Below are 25960 nucleotides of genomic sequence, written 5' to 3' on the forward strand. Positions count from 1 at the left end.
CGGCTCAGAGGTCGGCGGTCCAGGGCCCCTTCGCGTGCTGGGGTGGGCTGAGCCACAGCTGAGGCTGCCTCAGCGCGAGTTCCGGAGCGAACCCTTCCTGCGGCGGGAAACGGCCGTCGCGATCGGGCCAGAGCACCTGCAGAAACGGGACGGCCGGGTGGGTGGCGCGGTAGAAGCGTTGTGCCGTCCCGAAGAACACGTCGTGCCAGCCCTCGTCGACCGGCCGCAGCGCCAGGCGGCCGGATTCGAGGACGTCGTCCAGCTCGTCACCGGCGGCCGGTCGCCGGCCCGCGGCCACCTGCTCGCCGATCACGTTGAGCAGCCCCATCCCGGGCTGGGGCTCCAGTCCGAACACGGCGAGCTCCGGCACGCGGAACGAGTGCCACAGCCCGATCGTGAACGTCCACCCGGCACTGACCTCGTCCTCCGGGATGGCCAGCAGACCCCAGCCCGGGTCGGCGATGTGCTCGAACAGGCGGGCGTCGACGGAGCCGAGGCGGTCGCGGTCGCCGTAGTCGAGGCAGACCATGCACCTGCACGCGTCGGTGGACATGACGGCAACGCTATCCGGCCACTCCCGGTCACCAGCGTCCACTGTGGATCCCCTGATCAATATTAAAGAGATGGTAAACTGACCCGACGATGACTGCTGCCGCCGCCACCGCGCCACGGCACCGGTCCATCCTCAGTGTCCTGCTCGCCGCGTTGCTGCTCCTCGGCGTCGCCGCGCCCGGGCCGGTGCACCCGGGCCTGTCGCACGAGGACGCGAAGCCGGTGCTGGTTGCCCAGCAGTCGCCGCACTTCGTTGCCGCGCAACCGATCCCGGACGCCACGCCGCCGGAGCAAAAGAAACAGCGGCCGGCCACGACAAGCACCACGCTCGTCGACGAAACCACCACCGCGGAGCACCGGTCCGACCCGAAAGCACCCACCCGCGCGCCTCCCGCCGGCTGAGTACGCCGTCCCCTCACCCGTACTCAGCTGTTGGAGGTTTCCCATGACCAACGGTCATGCCTTGCTGGCCGTCGGCGGTGCGTTCCTGGCGGCCGGGGTCGTCGCGCGCGTCGGGGCGCGGATCGGGCTGCCGACGATCCCGTTGTTCATGCTGGCCGGCTTCGTGTTCGGCCCACACACGCCCGGGTTGTCGCTTGTGGACGACCCCGCCGAGCTCGGTGTCCTGGCCGGGCTCGGTCTCGTGTTCCTGCTGTTCTACCTCGGCCTCGAGTTCTCGCTCGACGACCTCGCGCGCGGCGGCAGACGCCTGGCCGCGGCGGGGCTGGGCTACCTGGTGCTCAACGTCGGCGGCGGGCTCGCGTTCGGGTTCACGCTGGGCTGGGGCACACGCGAAGCGCTGGTGATCGCGGGGGCGATCGGCATCTCGTCGTCGGCCATCGTGACCAAGCTGCTGCTCGAAACGCGCCGCACCGCCAACCCCGAATCCCGCCTGATCATGGGCGTGATCGTGCTCGAAGACCTGTTCCTCGCGCTCTACCTGGCCCTGCTGCAGCCCGTGCTCAGCGGCGCCGACGGCTTCGGCGCGGCGCTCGCCGACTTCGGCAAGGCACTCGGCTTCCTGCTCGTGCTCGCGGCGCTGGCGCGCTGGGGCGGCCGGCTCGTGTCGCGGCTGTTCGGCTCGGCTGACGACGAGCTGCTCACCGTGTGTTTCGTCGGCGTCGCGGTGCTGGGCGCGGCCGTCGCCGAGAAGGTGGGCGTGTCCGACGCGATCGGCGCGTTCATGGTCGGCATGATGCTCGGCGGCTCGAAGGTCGCCCCGCGCGTGCACAAGCTGGTGCTGCCGCTGCGCGACGCGTTCGGGGCGCTGTTCTTCTTCATCTTCGGCCTCTCGATCAACCCGGGTGCCGTGGGGACGGTCGTGGTCCCGGTTCTCGCGGCCGTCGCGCTGACGCTCGTCCTCAACCTCGCCGCCGGCGCGTTCGCCGCCCGGCTGCACGGCTTCGACCGCCAGGCCGGGGTGAACATCGGCCTGACCGTGCTCACGCGGGGCGAGTTCTCGCTGGTTCTCGCGACGCTCGCGGTGGCGGCCGGGCTCGACGAGCGAGTGGCCCCGTTCGTCGCGGGATATGTGCTGCTCCTGGCCGTGATCGGGCCGCTCGCGGCGGTGCGTTCGGAGCGGCTGACCTGGCTGTTGCCGGCCCGGCTGGTCCGGCTGCGGGTGTGACGGGAGACGCCGGGCATATTCAGGAGCCAGGCCTGTCACGCACCGCTATCCTCGAAACAAGTATGTCCACTCAATTCCCCCTCGAGGCGTTGCGCGCGCGGCTGCCCGAGCTGATGTCGCGCGACGAGCACCGTCTGCGCCGTCGGCTCGACGGCGCGCGCCGGTCGCGTGACAAGCAAGCCGTGGCCGAGCGCATCGCCGCCGACGTGACCGCCGCCGAGCTGCGGGTGCAGCGCCGGCGCGAGAGCGTGCCCAAGATCGAGTACCCCGAAGAGCTGCCGGTCAGCAAGCTCAAGGACGAGATCGCCCACGCGATCGCCGAGAACCAGGTGGTGATCGTCGCGGGCGAGACCGGCTCGGGCAAGACGACCCAGCTGCCGAAGATCTGCCTCGAACTCGGCCGCGGCATCCGCGGGCAGATCGGGCACACGCAGCCGCGCCGGCTGGCCGCGCGCACGGTCGCGGACCGCATCGCGAGCGAGCTGAAGACCGAGCTGGGCGACGCCGTCGGGTACAAAGTCCGCTTCACCGACCAGTCCGGCCAGGACACGCTCGTGAAGCTGATGACCGACGGCATCCTGCTCGCCGAGATCCAGACCGACCGGATGCTGCGCCAGTACGACACCCTCATCATCGACGAGGCCCACGAGCGCAGCCTCAACATCGATTTCATCCTCGGCTACGTCAAGCAGCTGCTGCCGCGCCGGCCCGACCTCAAGGTGATCATCACCTCGGCCACGATCGACCCGGAGCGCTTCTCGAAGCACTTCGACAACGCGCCGATCGTCGAGGTCTCCGGCCGCACCTACCCCGTCGAGGTCCGCTACCGGCCGCTCATCGACCCGGACGACCCCGAGGCCGATCCCGATCGCGACCAGACGCAGGGCATCCTCGACGCCGTCCTGGAGCTGCAGAGCGAGGGCCCCGGCGACGTGCTGGTGTTCCTCTCCGGCGAACGCGAGATTCGCGACACGGCCGACGCGCTCAACCGCCTCGACCTGCGCAACACCGAGGTGCTGCCGCTCTACGCGCGGCTGTCGTCGGCCGACCAGCATCGCGTGTTCCAGCGCCACACCGGGCGCCGGATCGTGCTCGCGACCAACGTCGCCGAGACGTCGCTGACCGTGCCGGGCATCAAGTACGTGGTGGACCCGGGCAACGCGCGCATCTCGCGCTACAGCCACCGCACGAAGGTGCAGCGGCTGCCGATCGAGGCGATCTCGCAGGCCTCGGCCAACCAGCGCAAGGGCCGCAGCGGCCGGACGTCCGACGGCATCTGTATCCGGCTGTACTCCGAAGAGGACTTCGAGTCGCGCCCGGAGTTCACGGACCCGGAGATCCTGCGCACCAACCTCGCGTCGGTGATCCTGCAGATGACTTCGCTCGGCCTCGGCGACATGGCGGCGTTCCCGTTCGTGGAGCCGCCGGATCGGCGCCAGGTCACCGATGGCGTGCAGCTGCTGCAGGAGCTCGGCGCGTTCGAGGTGGACGACGCGTCGAAGCTGACGGACATCGGCCGCAAGCTCGCCCAGCTGCCGGTGGACCCGCGGATGGGGCGCATGGTGCTGGAGGCCGCGCGCAACGGGTGTGTGCGCGAGGTGATGATCATCGCCGCGGCACTGTCCATCCAGGACCCGCGGGAGCGTCCGGCGGAGAAACAGCAGGCGGCCGACCAGCAGCACGCGCGCTTCGCCGACCCGACGTCGGATTTCCTCGCGTACCTCAACCTGTGGGAGTACGTGAGCGAGCAGCAGAAAGCGTTGACGGGCAACCAGTTCCGCCGGCTGTGCCGCAACGAGTACCTCAACTACCTGCGCATCCGCGAGTGGCAGGACATCTTCAGTCAGCTGCGCCAGCTGGCCAAGCCCCTGGACATTTCGCTGAGCACCACACCGGCCGACCCGCAGCACGTGCACACGTCGCTGATCGCGGGGCTGCTCTCCCACATCGGCCTCAAGGACCCGGCCAAGGGTGACTACCTCGGCGCGCGCGGGGCGCGGTTCTCCGTGTTCCCGGGTTCGGCGCTGTTCAAGAAGCAGCCGCGCTGGGTGATGTCGGCGGAGCTGGTGGAGACCTCGCGGCTGTGGGGGCGCGTGAACGCGCGCATCGAGCCGGAGTGGGTCGAGCCGCTGGCCGCCCACGTCGTGAAGCGGTCGTATTCGGAGCCGCACTGGGAGCGCAAGCAGGGCGCCGTGATGGCGGTGGAGAAGGTGACGCTCTACGGCGTGCCGCTCGTCGCCGACCGCCGCGTGAACTACGGGCGCATCGATCCCGAGCTGTCGCGCGAGCTGTTCATCCGCCACGCGTTGGTGGAGGGCGACTGGCACACCAACCACCAGTTCTTCTCGGAGAACCGCGCGCTGCTCGACGAGGTCGAGGACCTGGAGAACCGCGCTCGCCGCCGCGACATCCTCGTGGACGACGAGACGCTCTTCGAGTTCTACGACCAGCGCGTGCCGGCCGACGTGGTGTCGGTGCGCCACTTCGACAGCTGGTGGAAGAAGGCGCGGCGCGGCGACCCGGACCTGCTGTCGTTCGAGAAGTCCATGCTCATCAACGAGACCGCCGGCGGCGTGCGCGAGTCGGATTACCCCGACTCGTGGACGCAGGGCTCGCAGGTCTTCGGGCTCACCTACCAGTTCGAGCCCGGCGCGGACGCCGACGGCGTCACCGTGCACATCCCGCTGCCCGTGCTCAACCAGGTGACGCCCGACGGGTTCGACTGGCAGGTGCCGGGCCTGCGGTTGGAACTGGCCACCGCGCTGATCAAGTCTCTGCCGAAAGCCTTGCGGCGCAACTTCGTCCCGGCTCCCGACACGGCCGCGTATGTCCTTTCGCGAGTATCGCCTTCGGACGGTCCGCTGATCGAGGTCCTGTCCGACGAGCTGTTTTCTTTGCGTGCCGTTGACGTACCGCTGTCGGCCTACGACCTGTCCGCCGTGCCGGACCACCTGCGGGTGACGTTCCGCGTGGTCGACGACCGCGGCCGTAAGGTGGCCGAGGGCAAGGACCTGGAGGCGTTGAAGCTCAGCCTCGCCCCGAAGGTGCGCGAGACGATTTCGAAGGCCGCCAACAGCATCGAGAAGGCCGGCCTCACGCAGCCTGCTTTCGGTTCCCTGCCCAAGGTTTTCGCGTCCACCCAGCGCGGCCACGACGTCAAGGCGTACCCGGCTTTGGTGGACGAGGGGTCGTCGGTCGCCGTCCGCCTGCTGGACACTCCGGGGCAACAGCAGCACGCGATGTGGGCCGGCACCCGGCGCATGCTGCGGCTGAACCTGAACTCGCCGATGAAGTTCATCACGCGGTCGCTGTCCAACTCTTCCAAGCTCGTGCTGAACCGCAACCCGCACGGCAGCGTCGCCGCCCTGCTGGAGGACTGCGTCGACTGCGCGGTGGACTCGTTGATGACGTCGTACGGCGGCCCGGCTTGGGACGAGGCGGGTTTCGCTTCGCTGCTGGAGCACGTCCGCGCCGGCTTGAACCCCGCTGTGCTTGCGGTTCTGACGGACGTCGAGCGGATCTTGCGCGCGGACATCGACGTGGAGTCGGTCCTGCCCGACACCCGCGGCCCGGCCGAGTCGTTGGCGGACATGCGAGCCCAGCTCTCCGGCCTGGTCCACGTGGGCTTCGTGACGGAAACGGGCGCTTCGCGGCTGCGTGATGTCGAGCGTTATCTGAGGGGCATCTCGCGCCGCTTGGACAAACTCGTCTCCGAGCCCACCCGCGACCTTCAGCGCACCGCCGACATCGCGTGGATCACGGAGGAGTACCGGTCGGCTCTGGCCGCGCTGCCTGCGGGGACTTCGTCGCCCGCGCTGTCGGAGGTGCGGTGGATGATCGAGGAACTCCGGGTGTCCTTCTTCGCCCAGACGCTCGGGACGGCGTATCCGGTGTCGCTGAAACGCATCACGAAAGCTTTGGATGACGCCTTGGCGGCTATTTGACAGCCAGCGTCACGGTCGCCGCACCTGCCGACACCATCCCGGCGAACGCCGAAAAGGTAGCGGCCTGACCGCCGACACTCTTGAAGACGGCCTCGGCGGCCTTGCTCCATGCCCGCTGTCGCACGGCGAGCTTGAGCTTCTCGAACTTGTGCTGCCGGAGGTGGCAGCCGAGCAGGATGCCGTTGGCGTTGTTGCGGCAGAACTGGCCCGCCCTCGTCGGAGCGCAGCACCACATCGGAGCCTGGAAAAGGCAATACAGCACCACGAAGACCGACAGAACCGCGATGACGCCCGGTCCGACGGACGGCACCAGCCAGAAGAATCCGACCGCGATGAGGATCAGGTAGCCCCACAGCCTCCGCAGAATCTTCTTCGTGCTTTTTCTGACCATGCGAACCGAAGCTACTGATCTTCGCCATTCGTCCGATAGCTGCCCACGAGGGAATTCGCCGCTGTTGGCGAAGGGTGAACTGCACGCTGTGCGACCTTTGTTGCCCCGAAGGGATTTCTTCGCGTTGCGCCGTGTGGTGCCTGGGGCAGGTGAATTCAGTTCACGATTCCCGCTCGCAGCCTCGTCGAATCCTGGCCCGGCGGCACACCGAACTGGCGGCGGTATTCGCGGCTGAACTGGGACGCGCTGTCGTAGCCCACGGTGTAGCCGATGGACGCGACGTCGTCGTCGGTGCGGGAGAGGAGGAGCAGGCGGGCCTCCTGGAGGCGGATGTGTTTCTGGTACTGGATGGGCGTCATGGCCGTCACGGCGCGGAAGTGGCGGTGGAAGGACGACTCGCTCATCGCAGCGAGGCGCGCGAGGTCGGCGACGCGCAGGGACTCCGCGTGGTGGTCGCGGATCCAGCGAATGGCGCGCCCGACGTGCGAGAGGCTGCTGTCGGCGAGGCCGATCTGGCGGATGGTCGCGCCCTGGGCGCCGGTGACGAGGCGCCAGAGGATCTCCTTCTCGATGAGCGGCGCGAGCACGTGGCGGTCGGCCGGGTGGTCGGCCAGGCGCAGCAGGCGGACGAACGCGTCGAGCAGCTCGGCGGGCGCGTCGCTCACGGTGATGGCCGACGGGGTGGCCGGGGCTGAGTTCGTGGTGCCCGTTTCGAGCAGGAGGGCGGCGACGGCCTCCGGCTTGAGGACCAGGCCGGCGCCCAGGAACGGTTCCGTGGGGCTGGCCTCCACGAAGTGCCCGGTCACGGGCATGTCGACGGTGACCACGAGGTACTGGCCGGCGCCGTACTCGTAGGTGCGCTCACCCGTGCCGATGCGCTTGCGGCCCTGCGCGACGACGGCGAGCACCGGGCCGGTCAGCGAGGCCGCCGGGTCGGTGGGCGCGCGTTCGCACGACAGCATCACGCCGCCGGGCAGGTCGGTGCGGCCGGCGTAGCGGGTGATCAGCGTGCGCAGCTCGGAGAGGGACACGCTTCGATTCGACCACGGCCGCGCCCGCTGGGCAACTGGCGATCGTGACAGGATCAGGCAAGAGGCTACGACTTTCGGGCTCACGGTGCCACGCCCGGCGCTGGTGTCATTGGACGGCAACGAAATCCCGTGATGAGCCAGGAGAATCCCCGTGAGCCTTGATTCCTACGTCCACCTCGGCCGCTCCGGCCTCGTCGTGAGCCCGTTCTGCCTCGGTGCCATGAACTTCGGCGAGGACACCGGTGTCGGCTGCAGTGTCGAAGAGTCCGAGAGGATCCTGCAGACCTACCTCGACCGCGGCGGCAACTTCATCGACACCGCCAACTTTTACACCAACACGCATTCGGAGAAGATCGTCGGCGATTTCCTCGCCGCGACGCCGGGGCTGCGCGACCGGGTCGTGCTGGCGACGAAGTTCTTCGTCAACCTGCACCCCGGCGACCCCAACGGCGGTGGTGCCGGTCGGAAGGCGATTCTGCACCAGGTGGACGATTCGCTGCGCCGCCTCGGCACCGACTACCTCGACCTCTACTACCTGCACAACTACGACCGCCACACGCCCGTCGAGGAAACGCTGCGCACGCTCGACGATCTCGTCGGCGCCGGCAAGATCCGCTACGTCGGGTTCTCCGACACCCCGGCGTGGTTCACGGCCAAGGCGCAGACGATCGCCCAGTTCCGCGGGTGGGCGCCGGTGGCCGGGTTGCAGATGGAGTATTCGCTGCTGGAACGCACTATCGAGGGCGAGCTGCTGCCGCTCGCCGAGGACGCGGGCATGGCGATGCTGCCGTGGAGTCCGTTGAAAAGCGGGTTCCTGTCCGGCAAGTACACCCGCGACGGCGCGGCGGCGGACACCCGTCGCGGCGCGGCGTTCGGGGTGGGGCCGACCGAGGAGCAGTTCCGGGTGATCGACGTGGTGGTGGGGATCGCGAAGGAGCTGGGCGTGAGCCCAGCGGCGGTGGCGCTGGCGTGGGTGCAAGGCCGGCCGGGGATCACGTCGACGCTGATCGGGCCGCGGCGGGTGGAGCACCTGACGGAGAATCTGGCTGCGTTGGACTTGAAGTTGAGCGCCGAGCAGGTCGCTGCGCTGGACGAGGTTTCGGCGCCGCAGCTCAACTTCCCGGCCGAGCTGAACCGCGGCATGGCCCCGACGCTGCGTTACGCGGGCGCGACCGTGAACGGGCAGGAACACGGGGTGTACCCGCCGCTGCTGCAGAACTCGACGCGGTACTGACGCTCAGAGGGCGACCCAGCAGTACAGGCGCCCGTTCGTGGGCTTGGCCTGCTTGGCGAGCGCGGCGAGTTCGTCGACGACCGCGAGGAGGTCTTCGGCGGTGGCCTCGCCGCCGAGGTCTTCGGCGTGGGACCAGAACTCTGCCAGCTCCCGGCGGCGGGTTTCGTCAGTGGCGGCGAGGGCGTCGCGGAACTCGTCGGTCAGGGTGACGACGGTGGCCTCGCTGCCACCGACTTCGGCGACCAGTTTCATGGCCCGGGGGTTGTCGGCGGCGGCTTCTTCGGTGATGCCCGTGAGGAAGGCTTCAGCGCGGGGTACCTGCATGAAGGGGTCGATGCCCTTGAACGCGGCCGTGGGGAAGAGCGCTGCCGGACCCCCGGGCGCTTCGAGAGCCGTGGCGGCCTCCTTGTCCGAATTGGCCGTGAAGTAGTCGTAGAGCATGAGGGAACTCAACCACAGGGTGACCCGGCGACAAAGCCGAACGTTTCAGGGTTGAGGTCAGTCGCCGGAGAAGCCCCAGAAGAAGACCTCGCTGGGCGTGCCGTTCTGGTAGATCACCAGGCTTCGGCCGGTCCAGCGGTCGCCCATCAAGTCGGCGAGGGGGCCGGAGGGGCCGGGCCGGAAGACTCGGTCGAAGTCGGCCACCGAGGGTTGGTGGGTGCCGAACACGTCGGTGAGCTCGGCGGTGCTCAACGGCCGAATGGTTCCCACGCTGTCGGCTTCGGAGATCTCGTGGGTGTCGAGGATCGAGTGGGTCCCGGCGTCCCAGAAGTTTTCGGAGTCTTTGGCGGCTTCGAGGTCTGCCAGGGTTCTGGGCCGGGGCACGGGAGTGACGTACTCGGGATCGAAGTCCTCCCAAGGCCAGAGGTAGTCGCTGGTGGACAGGAGTTGCGCTTGGACGAATTTGTGGGTTGCTTTGACGCTGCCGGCATAGGGCGCGCGGTAGTGCCAGCCTGAGGCTCCCATGGAAATCTCCTTCTTCGGGTGGGTTATTTCGCGTCGGCGTAGGTGTCGACGGCGAGTGCCTGCATGGGGAAGTGGACGGGACACGCCTCGCCGAACAGCATCTGCGCCGACTCCGTCACGGTGGACTCGATGAGGGCCGACACGGCGGGCGCCAGTTCGGCCGGGGTGTGGACGATCACCTCGTCGTGCTGGAAGAAGACGAGGTGGGCGGGGGCGGGGAGGCGGCCGCGGAGGGTGGCGAGGAGGACGGCCGTCAGGTCGGCCGCGCTGGCTTGCACGACGAAGTTGCGGGTGAAGCGGCCCCAGCCGCGGGAGGCGCGGCGGGCGCGGGTTTCCGTGGCTTCGTCGTCGGCGAGGCCGCCGGTGAGGGCGCGCCACGCGGCGGATGGCGCGGGGGAGGTGCGGCCCAGCCGGGACCGCACGCGTTCGCCGCGTTCGCCGGCGGCCGCGGCCTGTTCCACATAGGACACTGCGTCGGGGAAGCGCTGGCGGAGCAGGGCGAGGAGGGGTCCCGCCTCGCCGGAGGTGCCGCCGTACATGGCGGACAGCATGGCGATCTTGGCCCGGGAGCGGTCGTCCGAGGAACCGGACGGTGGGGGAACGTAGCGGGCGCCCGAAAAAAGAGCCTCGCCCAGCCGGGCGTACAAGTCCGTGGCCGCCGAGACCTCGGCCAGCCGGCGGTCGCCGGACAACGCTGTGAGGACGCGTGGTTCCAGCTGCGCGGCGTCGGCGACGACGAGTTTCCACCCGGGATCCGCGCGGACGCACGTGCGCAGCACCTTGGGGATCTGCAGCGCGCCGCCGCCGCGGGTGGCCCAGCGGCCGGAGACCACGCCGCCGACGACGTAGTGGGGGCGGAAGCGGCCGTCGGTGACCCATTCGTCGAGCCAGGCCCAGCCGTTGGCCGAGTGCAGGCGCGAAAGTTCCTTGTACTCCAGCAACGGCGCGACGGCCGGGTGGTCGATGTCGCGCAGCAGGTACTTCCGCGCGGCCGGGATCTCGATGCCCTCGCGGGCCAGCGCGCGGATGACGCTCGGCGACGAGTCGGGGTTCACCGGCCGGCCGCCGAACGCGTCGGTGATCTGCGCGGCCAAAGCGACCAGCGCTTTCGGCCGCTGTCCGGACGGCACTCGCGGACCGAGCCGGGACTCCAGCAGCGCACGGTGCAGGTCGGCCCGCCACGGCAACCCGGCCGCCGACATCTCCGCCGCGGCCAGCGCGCTCGCCGACTCCGCCGCCAGCAGCAGCCGCATCCGGCCTGGCGAAGCGACGGAAGCCACGCGTTTTTCCTGCTCCGCCAGCACGCGCCGCGTCGCGTCGGCCACCGTGACTCCCTCGGGCAGCCCCGGTCCGCGCGGCGAGAACAGCGTGGGCTGAGCCGCCTCGCCGAACGCGGGCCCGTCGTCGGGTGGCTCCTCGCCCTGCGCCCGCGCCCACGCCGCGCGCAGGCTGCGCGACTCGCTCTCGCGCCCTTCGTACGCGAGCAGGAGGCCTTCCGCCAAGGCCAGGTCGTAGCAGCGCCCCAGCCGCACGCCCGCGTCGATGAGCTTCGGGTACAACGCGTCGACCGAGGGCAGCACCCAGCGCGGTGCCTCGGCCTCCTCGAGCCGCCGCACCTCGGCCACCCAGTCGGACCTCGACAGCCCGCGGGAGGTGCCCGCCGGCGTCGAGATCGTGTAGCCGGAGTCCTCCTCCTGGCCGGTGATCACCTGCACGCCGTCATTGTGCGCGGGACCACCGACAATTTCGGTCACCGAACGCGGCCGCCGTGGTCTGGTGCACGCGCGCCCGGCTTGGTCTACTGTCGAGTAGCCACCCATACCGGGGGTACGGGCGGCTTTTCCCCGAAGCAGCGACGGAGGTGCCCGGATGAGGAACCCGGCCGGGGTGTTCGGCCTCGCCAGCCAGGTCACGGACAAGGTGGCCGAGACCGTGCGCAGCATCGACGTGATGCGCCGCGCGGGACTCGTGCCGTTCCCGCGGCTCGACGAGGGTGTGCGCTCGGTCGTGGCCATCCGGAAGTACGGCCCGTTCGCCGGCGCCAACCACATCGCCGCACGCCGCGACCCCGCGGCCGTGGGGATCGTCGACGAGCTCGGCCCGCTCACGTTCAAGCAGCTCGACGACCGCTCCAACGCGCTGGCCAGGGCCTGGTCCGAGCGCGGGCTCGGCGAGGGCACCGTGATCGCCGCGCTGTGCCGCGACCACCGCGGCCTCGTGCTCACCATGGCCGCCGCCGGCAAGCTCGGCGCGCGCCTGCTGCTAATGAACACCGGCTTCGCCAAGCCGCAGCTGGCCGACGTCGCGAAGCGTGAACGCGTCACCGCGCTCGTGTACGACCAGGAGTTCACCGGCCTGCTCGACGCGATTCCCGGCGACGTCGAGCGCTACCTCGCATGGGTCGACGAGCCGGGCGATCACTCCATACCGGTGCTCGACGAGATCATCGCCAGCACCGACGACCGCCCGCTGCCCGCGCCTGCCAAGCCCGGCGGGTTCGTGCTGCTCACCAGCGGCACCACCGGCACGCCGAAGGGCGCACCGCGGCCGCACACGTCGCCGCTCGCGTCCGCGCAGTTCCTCGACCGCATCCCGCTGCGCGCGGGCGAAGCCACGTACATGGGCGCGCCGCTGTTCCACGGCACCGGGCTTTCGCAGTTCATCCTGAGCTTCGCGCTGGGTTGCAAGGTGGTGATGCGCCGCAAGTTCGACCCGGAGCAGACGCTCAAGGGCGTCGCCGAGCATCGTTGCACGACGCTCGTGCTGGTGCCGACGATGCTGCAGCGCATCGTCGACCTACCGCAGGAGGTGCGCGCCAAGTACGACACGTCGTGTCTGCGGATCATCTTCGTCGCGGGCTCCGCGCTGTCGCCGGACCTGGGCAACCGGGCCAACGAGCAATTCGGCGATGTCGTGCACAACCTTTACGGCTCAACGGAAGTCGCCGTCGCGACTGTCGCCACGCCGGAAGACTGGCGCAAGGCGCCGGGCACCGTCGGGCGCGCGCCCGTGGGTTGCCGTGTCGCGCTGTACGACGAGCACGGCCGCCAGATCACCGAGCCGAACGTGACGGGCCGCGTCTTCGTCGGCAGCGGCCTCAGCTTCGGCGGCTACACCGACGGCCGCCACAAGGAGATCATCGACGGCCTGCTCTCCAGCGGCGACGTCGGCCACTTCGACGAAGACGGCCTGCTGTTCATCGACGGCCGCGACGACGAGATGATCGTCTCCGGCGGCGAGAACGTGTTCCCGGTGGAGGTGGAGAACCTCCTGGTGGAGCGCGAAGACGTGATCGAGGCCGCCGTGATCGGGGTCGAGGACGAGAAGTTCGGCCAGCGGCTCAAGGCGTTCGTGGTGCGCAGCGAGCACTCCACGCTCGACGCCGACGGGGTGCGCGACTACGTGAAGTCGAACCTCGCCCGGTACAAGGTGCCGCGCGACGTCGAGTTCCTGGACGAGCTTCCGCGCAATGCGACCGGGAAGGTGTTGCGCTCCAAGCTCAGCTGAGCTTGCGACAGTGTCCTGAAGCTGCCGAACCGGACATTCACGGCCGGCGGCGGCGATCCGTGCTGCCAGACTTCGGGCGGATCGAGGACGCCGACCGTTGAGGGGTGCGTGCTGACCCTGAGCCGGGCCGTGCTGCAGTGCGCAATCCGACGAAAACCGAACTCCGCTCCTGTGCGTTCGTCGGCGGGAAGGCCGAGGCGGAGCGCGTCACCCTCGGCTGAACGAGCTCACTCCCACCCGATGCCGAAGATCCCCGGCCCGAAGTCGAGCGCCACGGCGTGCACGCCGTGGGCCGAGTCGAGGCGGAGGCGGCGGCGGGACGGGGTGGTGTCGCCGCCGCGGGAGTACTGCCAGCAGCGCACGGGCTCGGCTTCCGGGGCGAAGCGGATTTCCAGCAGGTATTCGCGCACCGGGCGGCGGAACTCGCGGTAATGCGTGGCGCGGCATTGCGGGTAGGGCGGGCCCGAGTTGGTCAGCGAATACTCGATCAGGTGCGTCTCGCCGCGGTTCAGCGGACGGTCGAAGAGCAGCTCCGCCACCAGGATCCCGTGCGAGGAATCCGCCTCGAAGCGGCCGACGCGGCAGTTGCGCACCGCGTGGACCTGAGGCACGGACGCGGCGTCGTCCTGTGCGTAGACGAGCAGCCAGCGGTCGAGACCGTCGGCGCCGGCCTGGAAGACGGCGCGGGAGGTGACGGCCTGCTGCCCGCCGTCCGCGGCGATCTCGCAGCGGTCGTGCAGGCCCACGAGCTTGAGGTGCTGCTGCTGGTCGAGCATGTTCGGCGCGCCGACGCGGTCCAGCAGCGGTTGCAGCGTCTCGCGCGTGAACGTCAAAGGCTCTTCGCCGACGCGGTCGCGGCGGGTCGCGCCGCGGGGGCGGGGCGGTGGCAGCAGGCCCAGCAACGAGCCGGCCGGGACGTCGAGGATCTCCTCCAGCAGGTGCACCGCGGACAGCGAACCCGCGCGTTCGGGCTGGCGTTTGCCCGACTGCCAGTAGCTCAGCGCCGTGACGCTGACGGCCGCACCGCGAGCGCGCAGCCGCGCCTGGATCCGGTCGAGCGACAGGCCGCTGGCGGTGATCGCCGCGCGCAGCGCGCTCGCGAACGCGGTCCGGGCGCCGTCGGCCCCGGACTCGTCCGCAGTTCCACCAGCCATGCCCCCGCCCGTGGTCTCGCACCGCATCGGTTCGTGGTGAAAACCCGTGTCCGAAAACGCGCGTCCGAAAACCCGTGGCCCTCCCGACGGAGTGCCTGAAAACCCACAGTGTCCGAACCGACACTCCAGACCGTATCAGCAGCCGACCAGGCACTCGGCGTCACCACTGGGGCGAACGGGCTAGTACTGGCAACTGTGAACCATTGCCCTGACCTGCGGGGTCGCGTTTGTATGGCCATCGAGCCCCGCACCGGCGATCCCGGTTGCGGCGCAGTTACTTCGGCCCCGGCCCGCGGTCCGCGCCCCGTGCACGGCCGGCGGCCGTACCCGGTACCGGTGGCCCGGCGATGCCCCCAGCGCCGGGCCACCGGTCAAGGGCCGAGGCACGGTGGTTACCAACCGGTAGGATCCGGCCCATGGTCCTGCGGAAGAACATCCTGATCACCGGCGCCAGCTCGGGGCTCGGCGAAGGCATGGCGCGCCAGTTCGCGGCGCGCGGCCGCAACCTCGCCCTCTGCGCGCGGCGCACCGACCGCCTCGACGAGCTCGCGGCCGAGCTCAAGGCCGCTTTTCCCGGGATCACGGTCCTCACCCGCCCGCTCGACGTGAACGACCACGACCGCGTGTTCACCGTCTTCGAAGAGTTCCGCGGCGAGCTCGGCTCGCTCGACCGCGTGATCGTGAACGCCGGGCTCGGCAAGGGCCAGCCCGTGGGCAAGGGCCGCTTCGACGCCAACCGCCAGACTCTCGAGACCAACTTCGTCGCCGCGGCCGCACAGGTCGAGGCCGCCGTCGGCATCTTCCGCGAGCAGCGCGAAGGGCACCTCGCCGTGGTGTCGTCGTTCAGCGCGATCCGCGGCCTGCCCAAGAACCTCACCGCCTACGCCGCTTCGAAGGCCGGGATTTCCGCGTTCGTGGCGGGCACGCGGGTCGAGCTGCGTCGCACGGACATCAGCGTCACCGAGATCCGCCCCGGCTACATCGCGTCCGAAATGACCGACCGCAGCGGCACCACGCCGTTGCTGACCGGCGCCGAGGCGGGGGCCCGCGCGATGGCCAAGGCGATCGAAGCGGAGCCGAAAATGGCGTACGTTCCTTCGTGGCCGTGGGTGCCGCTGAGTGCGGTCATGCGCGTGCTGCCCGCCGGGTTGCTGGCCAAGTTCTCCTGACGAGCCAAAGGAGCAAGTGCGTTGGGTGCGATCTACCTCGTCCGCCACGGTCAGGCCTCGTTCGGCGCGGCCGACTACGACGCGCTGTCCGAGCGCGGCTTCGAACAGTCCACTGTGGTCGGTCGCGAGCTCGCGCGCCGCGGCGTCGAGTTCGCGCAGGTGCGCTCCGGCTCGCTCGCCCGCCAGCGCGACACGGCCGCGACGGCGCTGAAGACGCTCGGCTCGGACGCGGCCGTGGTCGAGGACCCGCGGTGGAACGAATACGACCACGTGGACATTTCGCGCCACCACGCCGGCGGCGCGCCGCAGGAGGATTCCCGGGCGTACCAGGGCGTGCTCGACGCCGCGCTCGGCGCTTGGGTCGCGGCGGGCGCCGACGGGCCGTGCGCCGAGACGTGGCCGGCGTTCCTCGAACGCTGCACGGCCGGGCTGACCGACGTCGTCGAGTCGCTCGGCAAGGGCGAGCACGCGCTGGTGTTCACCTCCGGCGGCGTGATCGGCACGATCGCGGGCGCGGTGCTGGGTGTGCCCGAGGTCGGCTTGCTGAAGTTCAACCGCGTCACCGTGAACACCGGCATCACCAAGCTCACTTCGGGCCGCGGCGGCGTGAACCTGTTGACGTTCAACGAACACCCGCACTTCGAAGCGGAGGCGGCGCAGCTGCTCACCTATCGGTAGGAGGTTCGTGATGGACTTCGGTGACGTCGCGGTGGTCCCGGTCAACGGGCACGCACCCGAAGACGTGGTGGTCGACGCCGAGGGCCGGGTCTACACCGGCGTCGACGACGGGCGCATCCTGCGCGTCGCCCCTGACGGCCGCCGCATCGACGTCCTCGGCGACACCGGCGGCCGCCCGCTGGGCCTGGAGCTCTACGGCGAAGAACTGCTCATCTGCGACGCCCGCGCCGGCCTGCTCACGATGCCGCTGGCCGGGGGAGCGGTGCGCACCCTCGCGACCTCCGCCGCGGGCCTCGACCTGGTGTTCTGCAACAACGCCGCTGTCGCCACCGACGGCACGATCTACTTCACCGACTCCTCGCGCCGCTTCGGCATCGACCGCTGGCGCGACGACCTCATCGAACAGACCGCCGGTGGCCGTCTTCTGCGCCGCGCCCCGGACGGCAGCATCGATCTGATCGCCGACGGCCTCCAGTTCGCCAACGGCGTCGCCCTGCCCCCGGACGAGTCCTTCGTGGCCGTCGCGGAAACCGGCGAGTTCCGCGTCACCCGCTTCTGGCTCCACGGCACCCGCCAAGGCCAGCGCGACACCCTCGTCACGGATCTGCCCGGCTTCCCCGACAACATCGCCACCGGCAGCGACGGCTTGATCTGGGTCACGCAGGCCTCCGTCCGCGTCCCCGCCCTGGACGTCGTCCGCAAGCTGCCGGAGCCCCTGCGCGCCGCGGTGCGTGCGCTGCCGGATGCTCTGCAGCCCGCCCCGAAACGCCAGGTCGGCGTGCTGGGCATCGCCGCCGACGGCGCGGTGGAGCACGAGCTGTGGGGCGAGATCCCGGGCTTTCACATGCTCGTCGGCGTCCGCGAGCACGCCGGGCGCCTGTGGTTCGGTTCGCTGGAGGGCAACGCCATCGCGCACACCGAGGTGTGATCAGATGTCCGGGCCCCATCCCGGACCCTGAGGAGCACACGGTGGCGGACGACGACCTGGCCCGGCGCCTGAACAAGGCCACCCACGGCGGCCCCGCCGTCGCCCCCGCACCCGTGGCCGATCTCGCGGACGCCTACCGCGTCTCCCGATCGACCCGCGACCTGGCCCTGGCCGCCGGCGACCGCCTGGCGGGCTACAAGATCGGCCTCACGTCCGAGCCGGCCCGCGCCACCTACGGCGCCGCCGAGCCCGCCCTCGGCTACGTCCTGGCTTCCACAGTGCTGGGCCCCGGACAATCCTTGTCGACCGCGGCCATGTTCGCCCCTCGCGCCGAAGTCGAAATCGCCTTCATCCTCGGCCGCCCGCTTTCCAGCCCCGGTATCACCGCCGAGGACGTCCTCGCCGCGACGGCCGCGATCGCCCCCGCCTTCGAAATCGTCGACTCCCGCTGGTCCGGCGGGCCGACGACGTTGGCCATGCTCGCCGCCGACAACACCAACGCCGCCTACGCCTTCCTCGGCCCGCAGGTCCCGGTGCCGCGAGACCTTTCGGCCATCACCTGCACCCTCACCATCGGCGACCGCGTCGTTCCGGGCGCCTCCACCGCGGTGCTGAACGGCAACCCCGCCGCCGCCATCGCCTGGCTCGCCAACCACCTCGCCACGACGGGCGACGAACTCCCGGCAGGCGCCCTCATCCTCACCGGCACCCTGTGCGCGCCCACTCCGTTCACCGGCGGCGAAACTCTCGCCGCCGACGTCCCCGGCTTGGGCAGCCTCACCTTGGCGACTTCGTGACGGTCACGCGTCGCGCCACGGCACCGTTTCAGGCAGCTTCCGGGTACGCATGAACTCCCGCACGGCTGCGATGACGTGCGCTGCGGGGAGCCCTGTCCCGGCGGGGAAATCCACCTCGCACGGTGCGGCGGGGGACGCGGGGTCGCCATCGGTGATGAGGTATCCGGCGTCGCCCGCGTATAGCATGTAGCCCCATTCGTCTCGGACATGGACGTCCAGTGCAGTGTCGGCGGTTTGAATCGATGCGGAGTCGGCCCACGGTTCGGCAAGCAGCTCCGCCAGCCGCTGCAAGTCCTCGTCGGTGTCGAGCGGTAGCCGCCGGCCGCCTTGCACGCCGTCGCGGAAGGTGGGGACGCTCGCGCTGAGGGTCATTGCTGCTCCGTTTCGGTACCGGTGTAGTCAGATACGGTGCCATCCGGCTGTACGACGCGCAGACGTGCCCCTGGCGGCAGAAACCGGGCCAGATACTTGTCGCAAGTGAAAGGGTCGTCACGGTCGAACTCGCGGGTCCCGCACACCGGCCGGTCCATCACTACTGTTTCGTCCCGCAACCCGCGCACCCACATCGATATCGCCACCTTGACCTCGACGTGCCGGGCAAGTTGCGAAGCCGGGCGCGGCAAGTTGTTGTCGCGGATGAACCGCAGTGCGGCGGCGTGGTGTTCGTCGCCACCACCACTGGCCATCCGCACCGACCACCCGTCAGAGCGCAGCCACTCGCCGCGCGCTTGGCTGCCGCGCACGTGTGACTCGCCGACCCGGGCACGGGCTTGCGCTATCCGGTCCGCGTGGGCCGGGGGCTCCGGCCCGGCCGGTGGCGGAGGGGCAGCCGGAGATGAGGCGTTCGCGCCGAGCGAGGTGAGGTAGCCGGTGAGCAATCGTTCCGCTTGCATGGTGGCGGCGTGCCATTCTCCGATGCCGGTGGCCACGGAATCGGCCAGGGCCGGAAGTTGTGCCGCGTCCGGGTCGCCGGTGCCCTCGAATGCTTGCCGCCAGATCGGTCCCACCTCGACGATGCGGCTGTGCGCGTCCGAGAGTGCGGTCCGCGCCGTTGAAATCAGCGCGAGAACGTTCCGCGCCCGTTCGGCGACCCCCTCGACCGCCACAACCGCACCCCCTCGCGACGTGACAGGTCATTTTACGGGGCTTCCCACTGACCAAGCTGCTTTGTCACAAGCTCCTCGGTTTCGGCCGGCGTGAGGGCCGACTTGGCGAGGTGTCTGCCGGCCGCCGTGTACTCGGCCACGGCGTCCTCCGACGTGAGGTACACGGTCGTGTGCCGGTGCCGCAACGCGACGGTCGGCTTGCGCCCACTCGTCTGGTACACGACGAAGCCCGGCAGGTCGTGCTGTTCCTGAGGCACCACGCGGATTTTCCCGGCGTCGCTCGCCATGACGGTGAGCAGACGCCGGAGTTGAGCCACCGTGGTTGCGCGGTCGATCGCCGGGTTGGTAAGTGAACGGTGGCCGAGGAACCACTCCCGCGTGGCCGGCTCGGGGCCGGCGGCCTGGTCGGTCTCGGCGGTCAGTTCGAACAGGTAGCTCTCGGAGTCGGCGCTCGGCCGGGTCGTGTGTTCGACCATGGCCCACGTGTAGGCACGAGTCTGCAGGGTTACAGGCAGAAAGGTCGGTGCCCACTCGGTGATCTTCGAGGCGGTGCGGTTGTAGGCGGTGGCCAGCCGCGCCGGGCGGATCGGCAGGATTTCGGCGTGGATGGTGTTGGTCGCGTTCGCCGCGAGGGTGAGCAGGCGGTCGTACTCGGCTGAGGGCAGCCGCAACAGCCCGAGCAGGTACGAGAGACGGTCCAGCTGCGGCACCCGGCGCCCGCCTTCCCAGTTGGCGAGGCTGCCGAGCGGGACCCCCGAGCGGCGAGCCAGCTCGCGGACGCCGAACTTGGCCTGCTCTCGGGCGGCCTTCAGCCCCGCGCCCAGCTCGATGAGGACGGGAGAGGTGGCGCTCGACTCAGTTCTCGTGCCGGATTTCATCGTGACCTTCTTCGGGTGGGTAAAGCGCCGAGCCCCGACCGGGTTCTCGGGAGCAGCCGGGGCTCGGGCCCTGCGCCCGCCCCAGCCTTGCCGCGGACACAGCTTGGAGACCCGGGCGACGCGGTGTCGGGGCAACCGCGGCGGCCGAGCGATGTGGTGCCGATGGTTCCATTTGGTACCGGAACCAATGGTGTACCTCGGTACCGGTGGAGGCAATGGCTCAATCGGGTGACCATGCTGACGTGAGAGGTTGTGCGTATTCTCTGGACCATGGCTGGTACCAGAGGAACCAAAGCCGCGACGCTCGGCGCTCAGATGCGCGAAGCGCGACAGCGGTACCTGCCCGACAGCACCGTGCGATCGATGTGCGAGCTGCTCGGGGTCAAACACCCCACGGTGTCTCGCTGGGAGACCGGCGAGCGCAGCCCACGGTCGGAAGATGTTGCTGCTTACCTGACTGCGGTCGGCGCGCCGGCCGAGCTGCGCGAGCAGCTGGTCGAGATGTCCCGCGACACGAGCCGGAAGCCATGGCTCACCATGACGGTGGGCCGGAACCAGAGTGACCAAGGCCAGTATGCAGCGATGCTCGAGATCGAGCGCACAGCCAAAGACCTCGTCCACGTCGCGCCGCTGCTGGTTCCGGGGATTCTGCAGATCCCCGAATATGCCCGCACGGTCTACGTCGAGATCGGTGCTCCGCCGGAGTCCATCGACACGCGGGTGGCGGTCCGGATCGGCCGGCAGGCGGTGCTGACCCGGCGGGATCCCTTGCAGCTGCGGGCCTTCATCTGGGAACCGGTGCTGCACACCTTGCTCGGTGGTGAGCAGGTGATGGCCGACCAGCTCGCATATCTGCTCGAAGCGGGGCGGCGGGACAACATCGATATTCGCATCATTCCCACTCGCACCAACTGGAATCCTGGGTGGGAAGGGCCCTTCAGTGTCGCGACCTTTCCCGAATCGGTCGAGCGGAAACCGGTTGTGCAGCTGGAGAACAAGGTTTCCGCCCTCTACCTCGATGCTCCGGATGAGGTTGCGCCTTACCTGGCCGCTGGGGTGAGGGCGGAGAAGGTGGCGTTCAGCTCCAAGGCGTCAGCGGAGCTGATCGCCAATGTCATCGACGGCAAGGAGAAGGCATCATGATCGAACCCGGCAAGGCCGGAGGCTGGCGGACCTCGAGTTGCAGCACTCAGGGGCAGGATTGTGTCGAGGTGAACATGCTCGCAGGCCTCGGCGAGTGGCGGAAGTCGACCTTCAGCGGCCAGGGGCAGGACTGTGTCGAGGTGAAAATCGGTCGAGTGATCGGCGTGCGTGACACGAAGGATCGCGCCGGTGGTGAGCTGGCCGTTCCCGGTGTGGCGTGGCGTGCGTTGACCGAGAAGATCGTGCGCGACTGAAGTAGCAAAACGATGCCCGGCACACCCCAGCCGTGCCGGGGCATCGTTCTGTCAGGAAGAGAACTCAGCGACCAGTCCACTGTGGACTACGGCCCGCCGACCAAGCAGCGTAGAACTCCTTGTGGTCGTGAGCCGTCATCAGCAACGCCTGCGTCATCGCCTCGAGCTCGATCGACGACCCCAGGTCCATGTCCAGCTCGCGGGTCAGCAGGACCTTCGTGGTCGAATACGCCAATGCCGGGCCGTCAGCGAGGCGGCGGGCCAGCGCAGCGGCCGTGGACGCCAGCTCGGAGTCCTCCACAACCGACGTCGCCAGCCCGATCGCCTCGGCCCGGGCCGACTCCAGCTTGTCGCCCAGCATCAGCAGTTCCGTGGCCCGGCCGAGGCCCACCAGCCGGGGCAGCAGATAAGCCGAGCCCATGTCCGCGCCGGCCAAGCCGACCTTCGTGAACAGGAACGCGAATTTCGCCGACTTCGCCAGCACGCGGAAGTCCGACGCCAACGCGATGACCGACCCGGCCCCAGCCGCCACGCCGTTGACGGCGGCGATGACCGGAATGGGGGTCTCCCGCAACGCCTTCACCACCGCGCCGGTCATGCGCGTGAACTCGAGCAGCTCCGCGGTCTCCATCTTCTGGAGCTCGCCGATGATCTCCTCGACGTCCCCGCCCGAGCAGAAGCCCCGCCCCTGCCCGGTGATCACGAGCACCTTCACGTCGCCGCGATGCGGCAGCTCCGTGACCAGGTCCCGCAAATCCGCATACACGTCAAAGGTCAGCGCGTTGAGCTTGTCCGGCCGGTTGAACGTCAGCGTCGCCACGCCGTCGTCCACCGTGAACTCGAAGTGGTCCCACGACTTCGTGAGCGGGGGCGTCGCGCGGAACGGGCTCATTTCTGAATTCCTCCACCATCGAGTACGAGGGTCTGTCCATTGATCGCAGCCGCTTCCTCGGCGGCGAAGAACGCCACCGCGAACGCGACCTCCTCCGGCTCAAGCAACCGCCCCAACGGCGACGCGGCCGCCAAAGCCGCTTCGGCGTCGGCTTCGTCGCGGCCGGTGCGTTCGCGGATGCGGGCGACCGAGCCGGCCGTCATGTCCGTGCGCACGAACGCCGGGCACACCGCGTTGGCCGTCACGCCGGTCCCGGTGATCTCCGCGGCGACCGCGCGCATCAGCCCCACCGCGGCGTGCTTCGAGGCCGTATAGCCCGTGGTGTAGCGGTAACCGACGTGCCCGGCGGTCGAGGCCACCGTGACGATCCGGCCGCGGTCGCGCGAGCGCATCCCCGGCAACACCTCGCGGGTGCACAGGAACGCGCCGGTCGCGTTGACCTCGAACTGCGCCCGCCAGTCCTGCATCGACGTCTTCGCGGTGGGGGCGCTCGACGAGATCCCGGCGTTGTTCACGAGCACGTCGACCGGGCCCAAGTCGGCGAAGTACGAGCGCACGGCCTGCTCGTCGGTCACGTCGCACTCACGTCTGCCCGGCGCGTGCACCGTGTCACCCGCCGCCGTAAACCGTTCCGCGATCGCCGCGCCGATGCCGCGAGTGCCGCCGGTGACGACCACCAGCCGTTTCATCCAGCCTCCTGACAACCTGCTCGATCGAAAGCTACACCGCAGCGGACTGTGGTGTATAGAGTCATGCCGTGCCCGAACCATCGCCCACCGGACCGCAGGAGCTGGTGATCACGCTCCTCGGCAGCTACGTGCGGCCGCGCGAGAACCGGCGTGTGTGGTCGGGCGGCCTCGTGTCGCTGCTCACCGAGCTGGGCTTCTCCGACGGCGCCGCCCGCATCGCGCTCACCCGGCTGGTCAACCGCGACCTGCTGGCGCGCCATCGCGAAGGCCGGCTGGTGCACTACTCGCTCACGAGCCGCACCGTCGCGGTCCTGGCCGACGGCGACCGGCGCATCTTCAGCCTCGGCCGCCGCGACCGGCCCACCGGCCCGTGGACGGTGCTGTGGCAGAACATCCCCGAGACCCGCCGCCAGGCCCGCGAGATGCTCGTGCGGCGCCTGCGGTTCCTCGGCTTCGGCCCGGTGCAGGACGGCACGTGGATCGCGCCGCACGACCGCGAGGCCGAGGTGCTCGGCCTGCTCGCCGAGCTCGGCGTGACCGAGCACGCCGGCCTGATGCTGGGCACTCCGTCGGCGGCGCTGGACGTCCGCCGGTTCGCCGGGCGGGCCTGGGATCTCGACGAGCTGTCGGCCCGCTATGACGCGTTCGTGACCGAGTTCGGCGGCAGCCCGCACGATCTGCCCGACGCGCAAGCGTTTACGGTGCGGACGAGACTGGTGCACGAGTTCCGCGTGTTCCCGTCGCTCGACCCCGAGCTGCCAGGCGAGCTCATTCCCGCGCCCGGCCGGCGCGCGGCGGCCGTCGAGCTCTTCCACGACCTGTACGCCGCGCTGGCGCCCGCGGCGCAACGGCACTTCGATCGTGCCGTGCGGACCAGTGATTTCGACGAGGTGAGGAACCCATGACCCAGACCGACGACACGCAGGCCGCGCTGAGCTACACGTCGTACCTCGCGCTCGACGAGGTGCTCGGAGCCCAGCGCCCGCGCTCCGATGAGCACGACGAGCTGCTGTTCATCGTGATCCACCAGGTGTACGAGCTGTGGTTCAAGCAGATCCTGCACGAGGCGGAGTTCCTGCAGGCCAACCTCGAAGCCGGCAACACCGCGCACGCGATCCGCACGCTGCGGCGCATCCTCACGGTGCTCAAGGTGATCGTCGCGCAGCTCGACGTGCTGGAGACCATGACGCCCAGCCAGTTCACGAGCTTCCGGGCGCGCCTCGACCAGTCCAGCGGCTTCCAGTCGGCCCAGTTCCGCGAGCTGGAGGCGGTGCTCGGCCGCCGCGACGAGCGCGTGTTCGCGCACTACCCGGAAGGCGGCGAGCAGCGCGCCCGGATCGCGGGCGCGATGGCCCGGCCGTCGGTCTTCGATTCGTTCCTCAAATACCTCGCGAACAGCGGTTACGCCGTGGACCGTGATCGAGATGTCACCCGGCCGGTGGCACCGTCGGCGGAACTGCAGGCGGTACTGCTGAAGGTCTACCAGGACGACGGCGGCGCCTCGGTGGTCGCGGAGTGTCTCGTCGACCTCGACGAAGGGATGCAGGAGTGGCGCTACCGGCACGTGAAGATGGTCGAGCGGACCATCGGCGACAAGACCGGGACGGGCGGGTCGTCGGGCGCGACGTACCTGCGGACCACCCTCTTCCAGCCGATGTTCCCGGACCTGTGGGCCGTGCGGAGCAAGCTGTGACGACGCTGGATTCCCTGCGCGCGGACGACAACGCGCTCGCGCCGCACTACTCGCGCTTCCGCGTGGCCGACCGGCTGCTGCTCTCGGCTCACTCGCACCAGGCCTGGCCCGACGTCGCCGAGGAAGGTCTGGCCGACGCGTTCGCCGACGCGGCCCGCGACGTCGACGAGAAGTGGACCGCCGCGTTCGCCAAGGCCGACGAGCTGCGCGCCGGCTTCCGCGCGCTGCTGTCCGACCCGCACGGCGAGTACGCCCTCGGAGCCAACACCCACGAGCTCGTGATCCGGTTCCTCTCGGCGATCGAGCTGCGGTCCCGCCCGCGCCTGGTCACCACCGGCGGCGAGTTCCACACCCTGCGCCGCCAGCTCGCGCGGCTGGAGGAAGAGGGTGTCGAGGTCGTCCGGGTGCCCGTGGACCCCGTGCCGACGTTGGCCGAACGCGTGGCCGCGGAGGTCGACGGGAACACCGCTGCCGTGCTCGTGTCCGCCGTGCTGTTCGAGACCTCGCGGCTCGTGCCCGGGCTCGCGCACCTGGCCGACGTCTGCCGTGCCGGCAACGTCGAGCTGGTCGTGGACGCCTACCACGCCCTGGGCGTCGTGCCGTTCTCGCTGCACGACCTGGGGCTCACCAACGCGTGGGTGGTCGGCGGCGGCTACAAGTACCTCCAGCTCGGCGAGGGCAACTGCTTCCTGCGCCTGCCCGCCCACGCGCAGGAGCTGCGCCCGGTCGTCACCGGCTGGTACGCGGAGTTCGGCGCGCTCGCCGACCGGCAGCGCCCGGACCGCGTCGCCTACGCCACGGGCGGCGACCGCTTCGCCGGCGCGACCTATGACCCGTCGAGCCACTACCGCGGCGTGCGCGTGCAGCGGTTCTTCGCCGAGCAGGGCCTGACGCCGGAGTTCCTGCGCACGGTGTCGCAGCACCAGGTCGGCCTACTGGCGCAGTGCTTCGACGACCTCGGCCTGCCCGCCGACGTGGTGTCGAGGGACCGCGAGACGCCGCTGGGGATGATCGGCGGGTTCCTGTCGCTGCGCAGCCCCTCGGCCGGCGACTTGCAGATTGCGCTGGGCGAGCGCGGCGTCCGGACCGACAGCCGGGGTTCCTACCTGCGGTTCGGCCCGGCGCCGTACCTGTCGGATGCCCAGCTGGAAGCAGCAATGGCGACGCTCGGAAAGGTCGTCGCCGGCTGAGCAGACGACCTGCGGTGGTCGGCTCGCGCGGATGGCTCTAGGTTGGCGATGTGCGGGGTGGACGACCTCCGTCCGGCACACCACCTTCCGGAGCGCGCGGCCACGAACCGCGAGCGGTCAGACAAGGGAGTCACCAC

Annotated in this window: 26 protein-coding genes; 14 read left to right on the forward strand and 12 right to left on the reverse strand. The window is 69.9% G+C overall.

Annotated features, from left to right (window positions below):
• Positions 1-4: 4 nt before the first annotated feature.
• Positions 5-553 carry a DUF4262 domain-containing protein gene (locus AB0M56_RS21225; RefSeq protein ID WP_364178727.1) on the reverse strand — a complete coding sequence of 183 codons (549 nt, stop codon included), beginning with the start codon at positions 551-553 and terminating at the stop codon, positions 5-7.
• Between the two features lie 89 nt (positions 554-642).
• On the opposite strand from AB0M56_RS21225, the gene AB0M56_RS21230 reads away from it, so the two are divergent.
• The 3 genes from AB0M56_RS21230 to hrpA all read left to right on the forward strand — a co-directional run bounded on the left by AB0M56_RS21230 (position 643) and on the right by hrpA (position 6123).
• A complete protein-coding gene (locus AB0M56_RS21230; protein ID WP_364178729.1) occupies positions 643-954 on the forward strand; it encodes a hypothetical protein in 312 nt (103 codons plus the stop codon).
• Positions 955-997: 43 nt separating this feature from the next.
• Complete coding sequence (locus tag AB0M56_RS21235; RefSeq protein ID WP_364178732.1) at positions 998-2179, forward strand: cation:proton antiporter; 1182 nt, start codon at positions 998-1000, stop codon at positions 2177-2179.
• A 62-nt stretch (positions 2180-2241) separates the two neighbouring features.
• Entirely contained in the window at positions 2242-6123 is a 3882-nt protein-coding gene (hrpA, locus tag AB0M56_RS21240; protein ID WP_364178735.1) for an ATP-dependent RNA helicase HrpA, read from the forward strand.
• Here hrpA and AB0M56_RS21245 read toward each other — a convergent pair.
• Both AB0M56_RS21245 and AB0M56_RS21250 read right to left on the reverse strand, forming a co-directional pair.
• On the reverse strand, positions 6116-6514 hold the full coding sequence (locus AB0M56_RS21245) for a hypothetical protein (RefSeq protein WP_364178738.1): 399 nt from the start codon (positions 6512-6514) through the stop codon (positions 6116-6118). The genes hrpA and AB0M56_RS21245 overlap by 8 nt on opposite strands.
• A gap of 155 nt (positions 6515-6669) precedes the next feature.
• Positions 6670-7545 carry an AraC family transcriptional regulator gene (locus tag AB0M56_RS21250; protein ID WP_364178741.1) on the reverse strand — a complete coding sequence of 292 codons (876 nt, stop codon included), beginning with the start codon at positions 7543-7545 and terminating at the stop codon, positions 6670-6672.
• A 151-nt stretch (positions 7546-7696) separates the two neighbouring features.
• Here AB0M56_RS21250 and AB0M56_RS21255 point away from each other — a divergent pair, with 151 nt between their 5' ends.
• Positions 7697-8779 carry an aldo/keto reductase gene (locus AB0M56_RS21255; protein WP_364178744.1) on the forward strand — a complete coding sequence of 361 codons (1083 nt, stop codon included), beginning with the start codon at positions 7697-7699 and terminating at the stop codon, positions 8777-8779.
• Between the two features lie 3 nt (positions 8780-8782).
• Here AB0M56_RS21255 and AB0M56_RS21260 read toward each other — a convergent pair whose 3' ends face one another.
• The 3 genes from AB0M56_RS21260 to AB0M56_RS21270 are packed head-to-tail and all read right to left on the reverse strand — an operon-like array spanning position 8783 to position 11460.
• Entirely contained in the window at positions 8783-9220 is a 438-nt protein-coding gene (locus AB0M56_RS21260; protein ID WP_364178747.1) for a hypothetical protein, read from the reverse strand.
• A 57-nt stretch (positions 9221-9277) separates the two neighbouring features.
• Positions 9278-9745, reverse strand: coding sequence for a hypothetical protein (locus AB0M56_RS21265; RefSeq protein ID WP_364178750.1), 468 nt, complete (start codon positions 9743-9745; stop codon positions 9278-9280).
• A 23-nt stretch (positions 9746-9768) separates the two neighbouring features.
• Positions 9769-11460, reverse strand: a complete 1692-nt coding sequence (locus AB0M56_RS21270) for a bifunctional 3'-5' exonuclease/DNA polymerase (protein ID WP_364178753.1) — start codon at positions 11458-11460, stop codon at positions 9769-9771.
• Between the two features lie 154 nt (positions 11461-11614).
• On the opposite strand from AB0M56_RS21270, the gene AB0M56_RS21275 reads away from it, so the two are divergent.
• Positions 11615-13252 carry an acyl-CoA synthetase gene (locus tag AB0M56_RS21275; protein ID WP_364178756.1) on the forward strand — a complete coding sequence of 546 codons (1638 nt, stop codon included), beginning with the start codon at positions 11615-11617 and terminating at the stop codon, positions 13250-13252.
• 227 nt (positions 13253-13479) lie between these two features.
• Here the strand turns inward: AB0M56_RS21275 and AB0M56_RS21280 are convergent, their stop codons facing one another.
• Positions 13480-14406 carry a hypothetical protein gene (locus tag AB0M56_RS21280; RefSeq protein WP_364178759.1) on the reverse strand — a complete coding sequence of 309 codons (927 nt, stop codon included), beginning with the start codon at positions 14404-14406 and terminating at the stop codon, positions 13480-13482.
• A 416-nt stretch (positions 14407-14822) separates the two neighbouring features.
• On the opposite strand from AB0M56_RS21280, the gene AB0M56_RS21285 reads away from it, so the two are divergent.
• Genes AB0M56_RS21285 through AB0M56_RS21300 form a run of 4 tightly spaced genes read left to right on the forward strand, consistent with a single transcriptional unit; the run spans position 14823 to position 17978 of the window.
• On the forward strand, positions 14823-15575 hold the full coding sequence (locus AB0M56_RS21285; RefSeq protein ID WP_364178761.1) for an SDR family oxidoreductase: 753 nt from the start codon (positions 14823-14825) through the stop codon (positions 15573-15575).
• A 21-nt stretch (positions 15576-15596) separates the two neighbouring features.
• Positions 15597-16253 carry a histidine phosphatase family protein gene (locus AB0M56_RS21290; protein ID WP_364178764.1) on the forward strand — a complete coding sequence of 219 codons (657 nt, stop codon included), beginning with the start codon at positions 15597-15599 and terminating at the stop codon, positions 16251-16253.
• A gap of 10 nt (positions 16254-16263) precedes the next feature.
• Positions 16264-17181, forward strand: a complete 918-nt coding sequence (locus tag AB0M56_RS21295; RefSeq protein WP_364178767.1) for an SMP-30/gluconolactonase/LRE family protein — start codon at positions 16264-16266, stop codon at positions 17179-17181.
• A gap of 41 nt (positions 17182-17222) precedes the next feature.
• Positions 17223-17978: a fumarylacetoacetate hydrolase family protein gene (locus tag AB0M56_RS21300; protein WP_364178770.1), complete on the forward strand. Its 756-nt coding sequence runs from the start codon at positions 17223-17225 to the stop codon at positions 17976-17978.
• A 3-nt stretch (positions 17979-17981) separates the two neighbouring features.
• Here AB0M56_RS21300 and AB0M56_RS21305 read toward each other — a convergent pair whose 3' ends face one another.
• The 3 genes from AB0M56_RS21305 to AB0M56_RS21315 are packed head-to-tail and all read right to left on the reverse strand — an operon-like array spanning position 17982 to position 19962.
• Positions 17982-18350 (reverse strand): Imm1 family immunity protein, encoded by a 369-nt coding sequence (locus AB0M56_RS21305; RefSeq protein WP_364178773.1) that lies wholly within the window; start codon positions 18348-18350, stop codon positions 17982-17984.
• Positions 18347-19084, reverse strand: a complete 738-nt coding sequence (locus AB0M56_RS21310) for a DddA-like double-stranded DNA deaminase toxin (protein ID WP_364178776.1) — start codon at positions 19082-19084, stop codon at positions 18347-18349. Before AB0M56_RS21310 ends, AB0M56_RS21305 begins: the two co-directional genes overlap by 4 nt.
• 32 nt (positions 19085-19116) lie before the next feature.
• Positions 19117-19962 (reverse strand): Scr1 family TA system antitoxin-like transcriptional regulator, encoded by an 846-nt coding sequence (locus tag AB0M56_RS21315; protein WP_364178778.1) that lies wholly within the window; start codon positions 19960-19962, stop codon positions 19117-19119.
• 270 nt (positions 19963-20232) lie between these two features.
• On the opposite strand from AB0M56_RS21315, the gene AB0M56_RS21320 reads away from it, so the two are divergent.
• Together AB0M56_RS21320 and AB0M56_RS21325 are read left to right on the forward strand one after the other, a co-directional pair.
• Complete coding sequence (locus tag AB0M56_RS21320) at positions 20233-21105, forward strand: helix-turn-helix transcriptional regulator (protein ID WP_364178781.1); 873 nt, start codon at positions 20233-20235, stop codon at positions 21103-21105.
• A complete protein-coding gene (locus tag AB0M56_RS21325; RefSeq protein ID WP_364178784.1) occupies positions 21102-21359 on the forward strand; it encodes a DUF397 domain-containing protein in 258 nt (85 codons plus the stop codon). The genes AB0M56_RS21320 and AB0M56_RS21325 overlap by 4 nt, the downstream gene beginning before the upstream one ends.
• 64 nt (positions 21360-21423) lie before the next feature.
• Here AB0M56_RS21325 and AB0M56_RS21330 read toward each other — a convergent pair whose 3' ends face one another.
• Positions 21424-22251: an enoyl-CoA hydratase family protein gene (locus tag AB0M56_RS21330; protein WP_364178786.1), complete on the reverse strand. Its 828-nt coding sequence runs from the start codon at positions 22249-22251 to the stop codon at positions 21424-21426.
• The gene (locus AB0M56_RS21335) at positions 22248-22940 is read right to left on the reverse strand and encodes an SDR family oxidoreductase (protein ID WP_364178789.1); all 693 of its coding nucleotides are present in this window, start codon (positions 22938-22940) and stop codon (positions 22248-22250) included. Before AB0M56_RS21335 ends, AB0M56_RS21330 begins: the two co-directional genes overlap by 4 nt.
• A 68-nt stretch (positions 22941-23008) precedes the next feature.
• Between AB0M56_RS21335 and AB0M56_RS21340 the strand changes: the two genes are divergently transcribed.
• Genes AB0M56_RS21340 through AB0M56_RS21350 form a run of 3 tightly spaced genes read left to right on the forward strand, consistent with a single transcriptional unit; the run spans position 23009 to position 25823 of the window.
• Positions 23009-23845, forward strand: coding sequence for a PaaX family transcriptional regulator C-terminal domain-containing protein (locus tag AB0M56_RS21340; RefSeq protein WP_364178792.1), 837 nt, complete (start codon positions 23009-23011; stop codon positions 23843-23845).
• Positions 23842-24633, forward strand: coding sequence for a tryptophan 2,3-dioxygenase family protein (locus AB0M56_RS21345; protein ID WP_364178795.1), 792 nt, complete (start codon positions 23842-23844; stop codon positions 24631-24633). Before AB0M56_RS21340 ends, AB0M56_RS21345 begins: the two co-directional genes overlap by 4 nt.
• Positions 24630-25823, forward strand: coding sequence for a kynureninase (locus AB0M56_RS21350; RefSeq protein WP_364178798.1), 1194 nt, complete (start codon positions 24630-24632; stop codon positions 25821-25823). Before AB0M56_RS21345 ends, AB0M56_RS21350 begins: the two co-directional genes overlap by 4 nt.
• Positions 25824-25960 lie beyond the last annotated feature (137 nt).

This window comes from Amycolatopsis sp. NPDC051372, assembly GCF_040682095.1.
In the GTDB taxonomy this organism is placed as follows: Bacteria; Actinomycetota; Actinomycetes; order Mycobacteriales; family Pseudonocardiaceae; genus Amycolatopsis.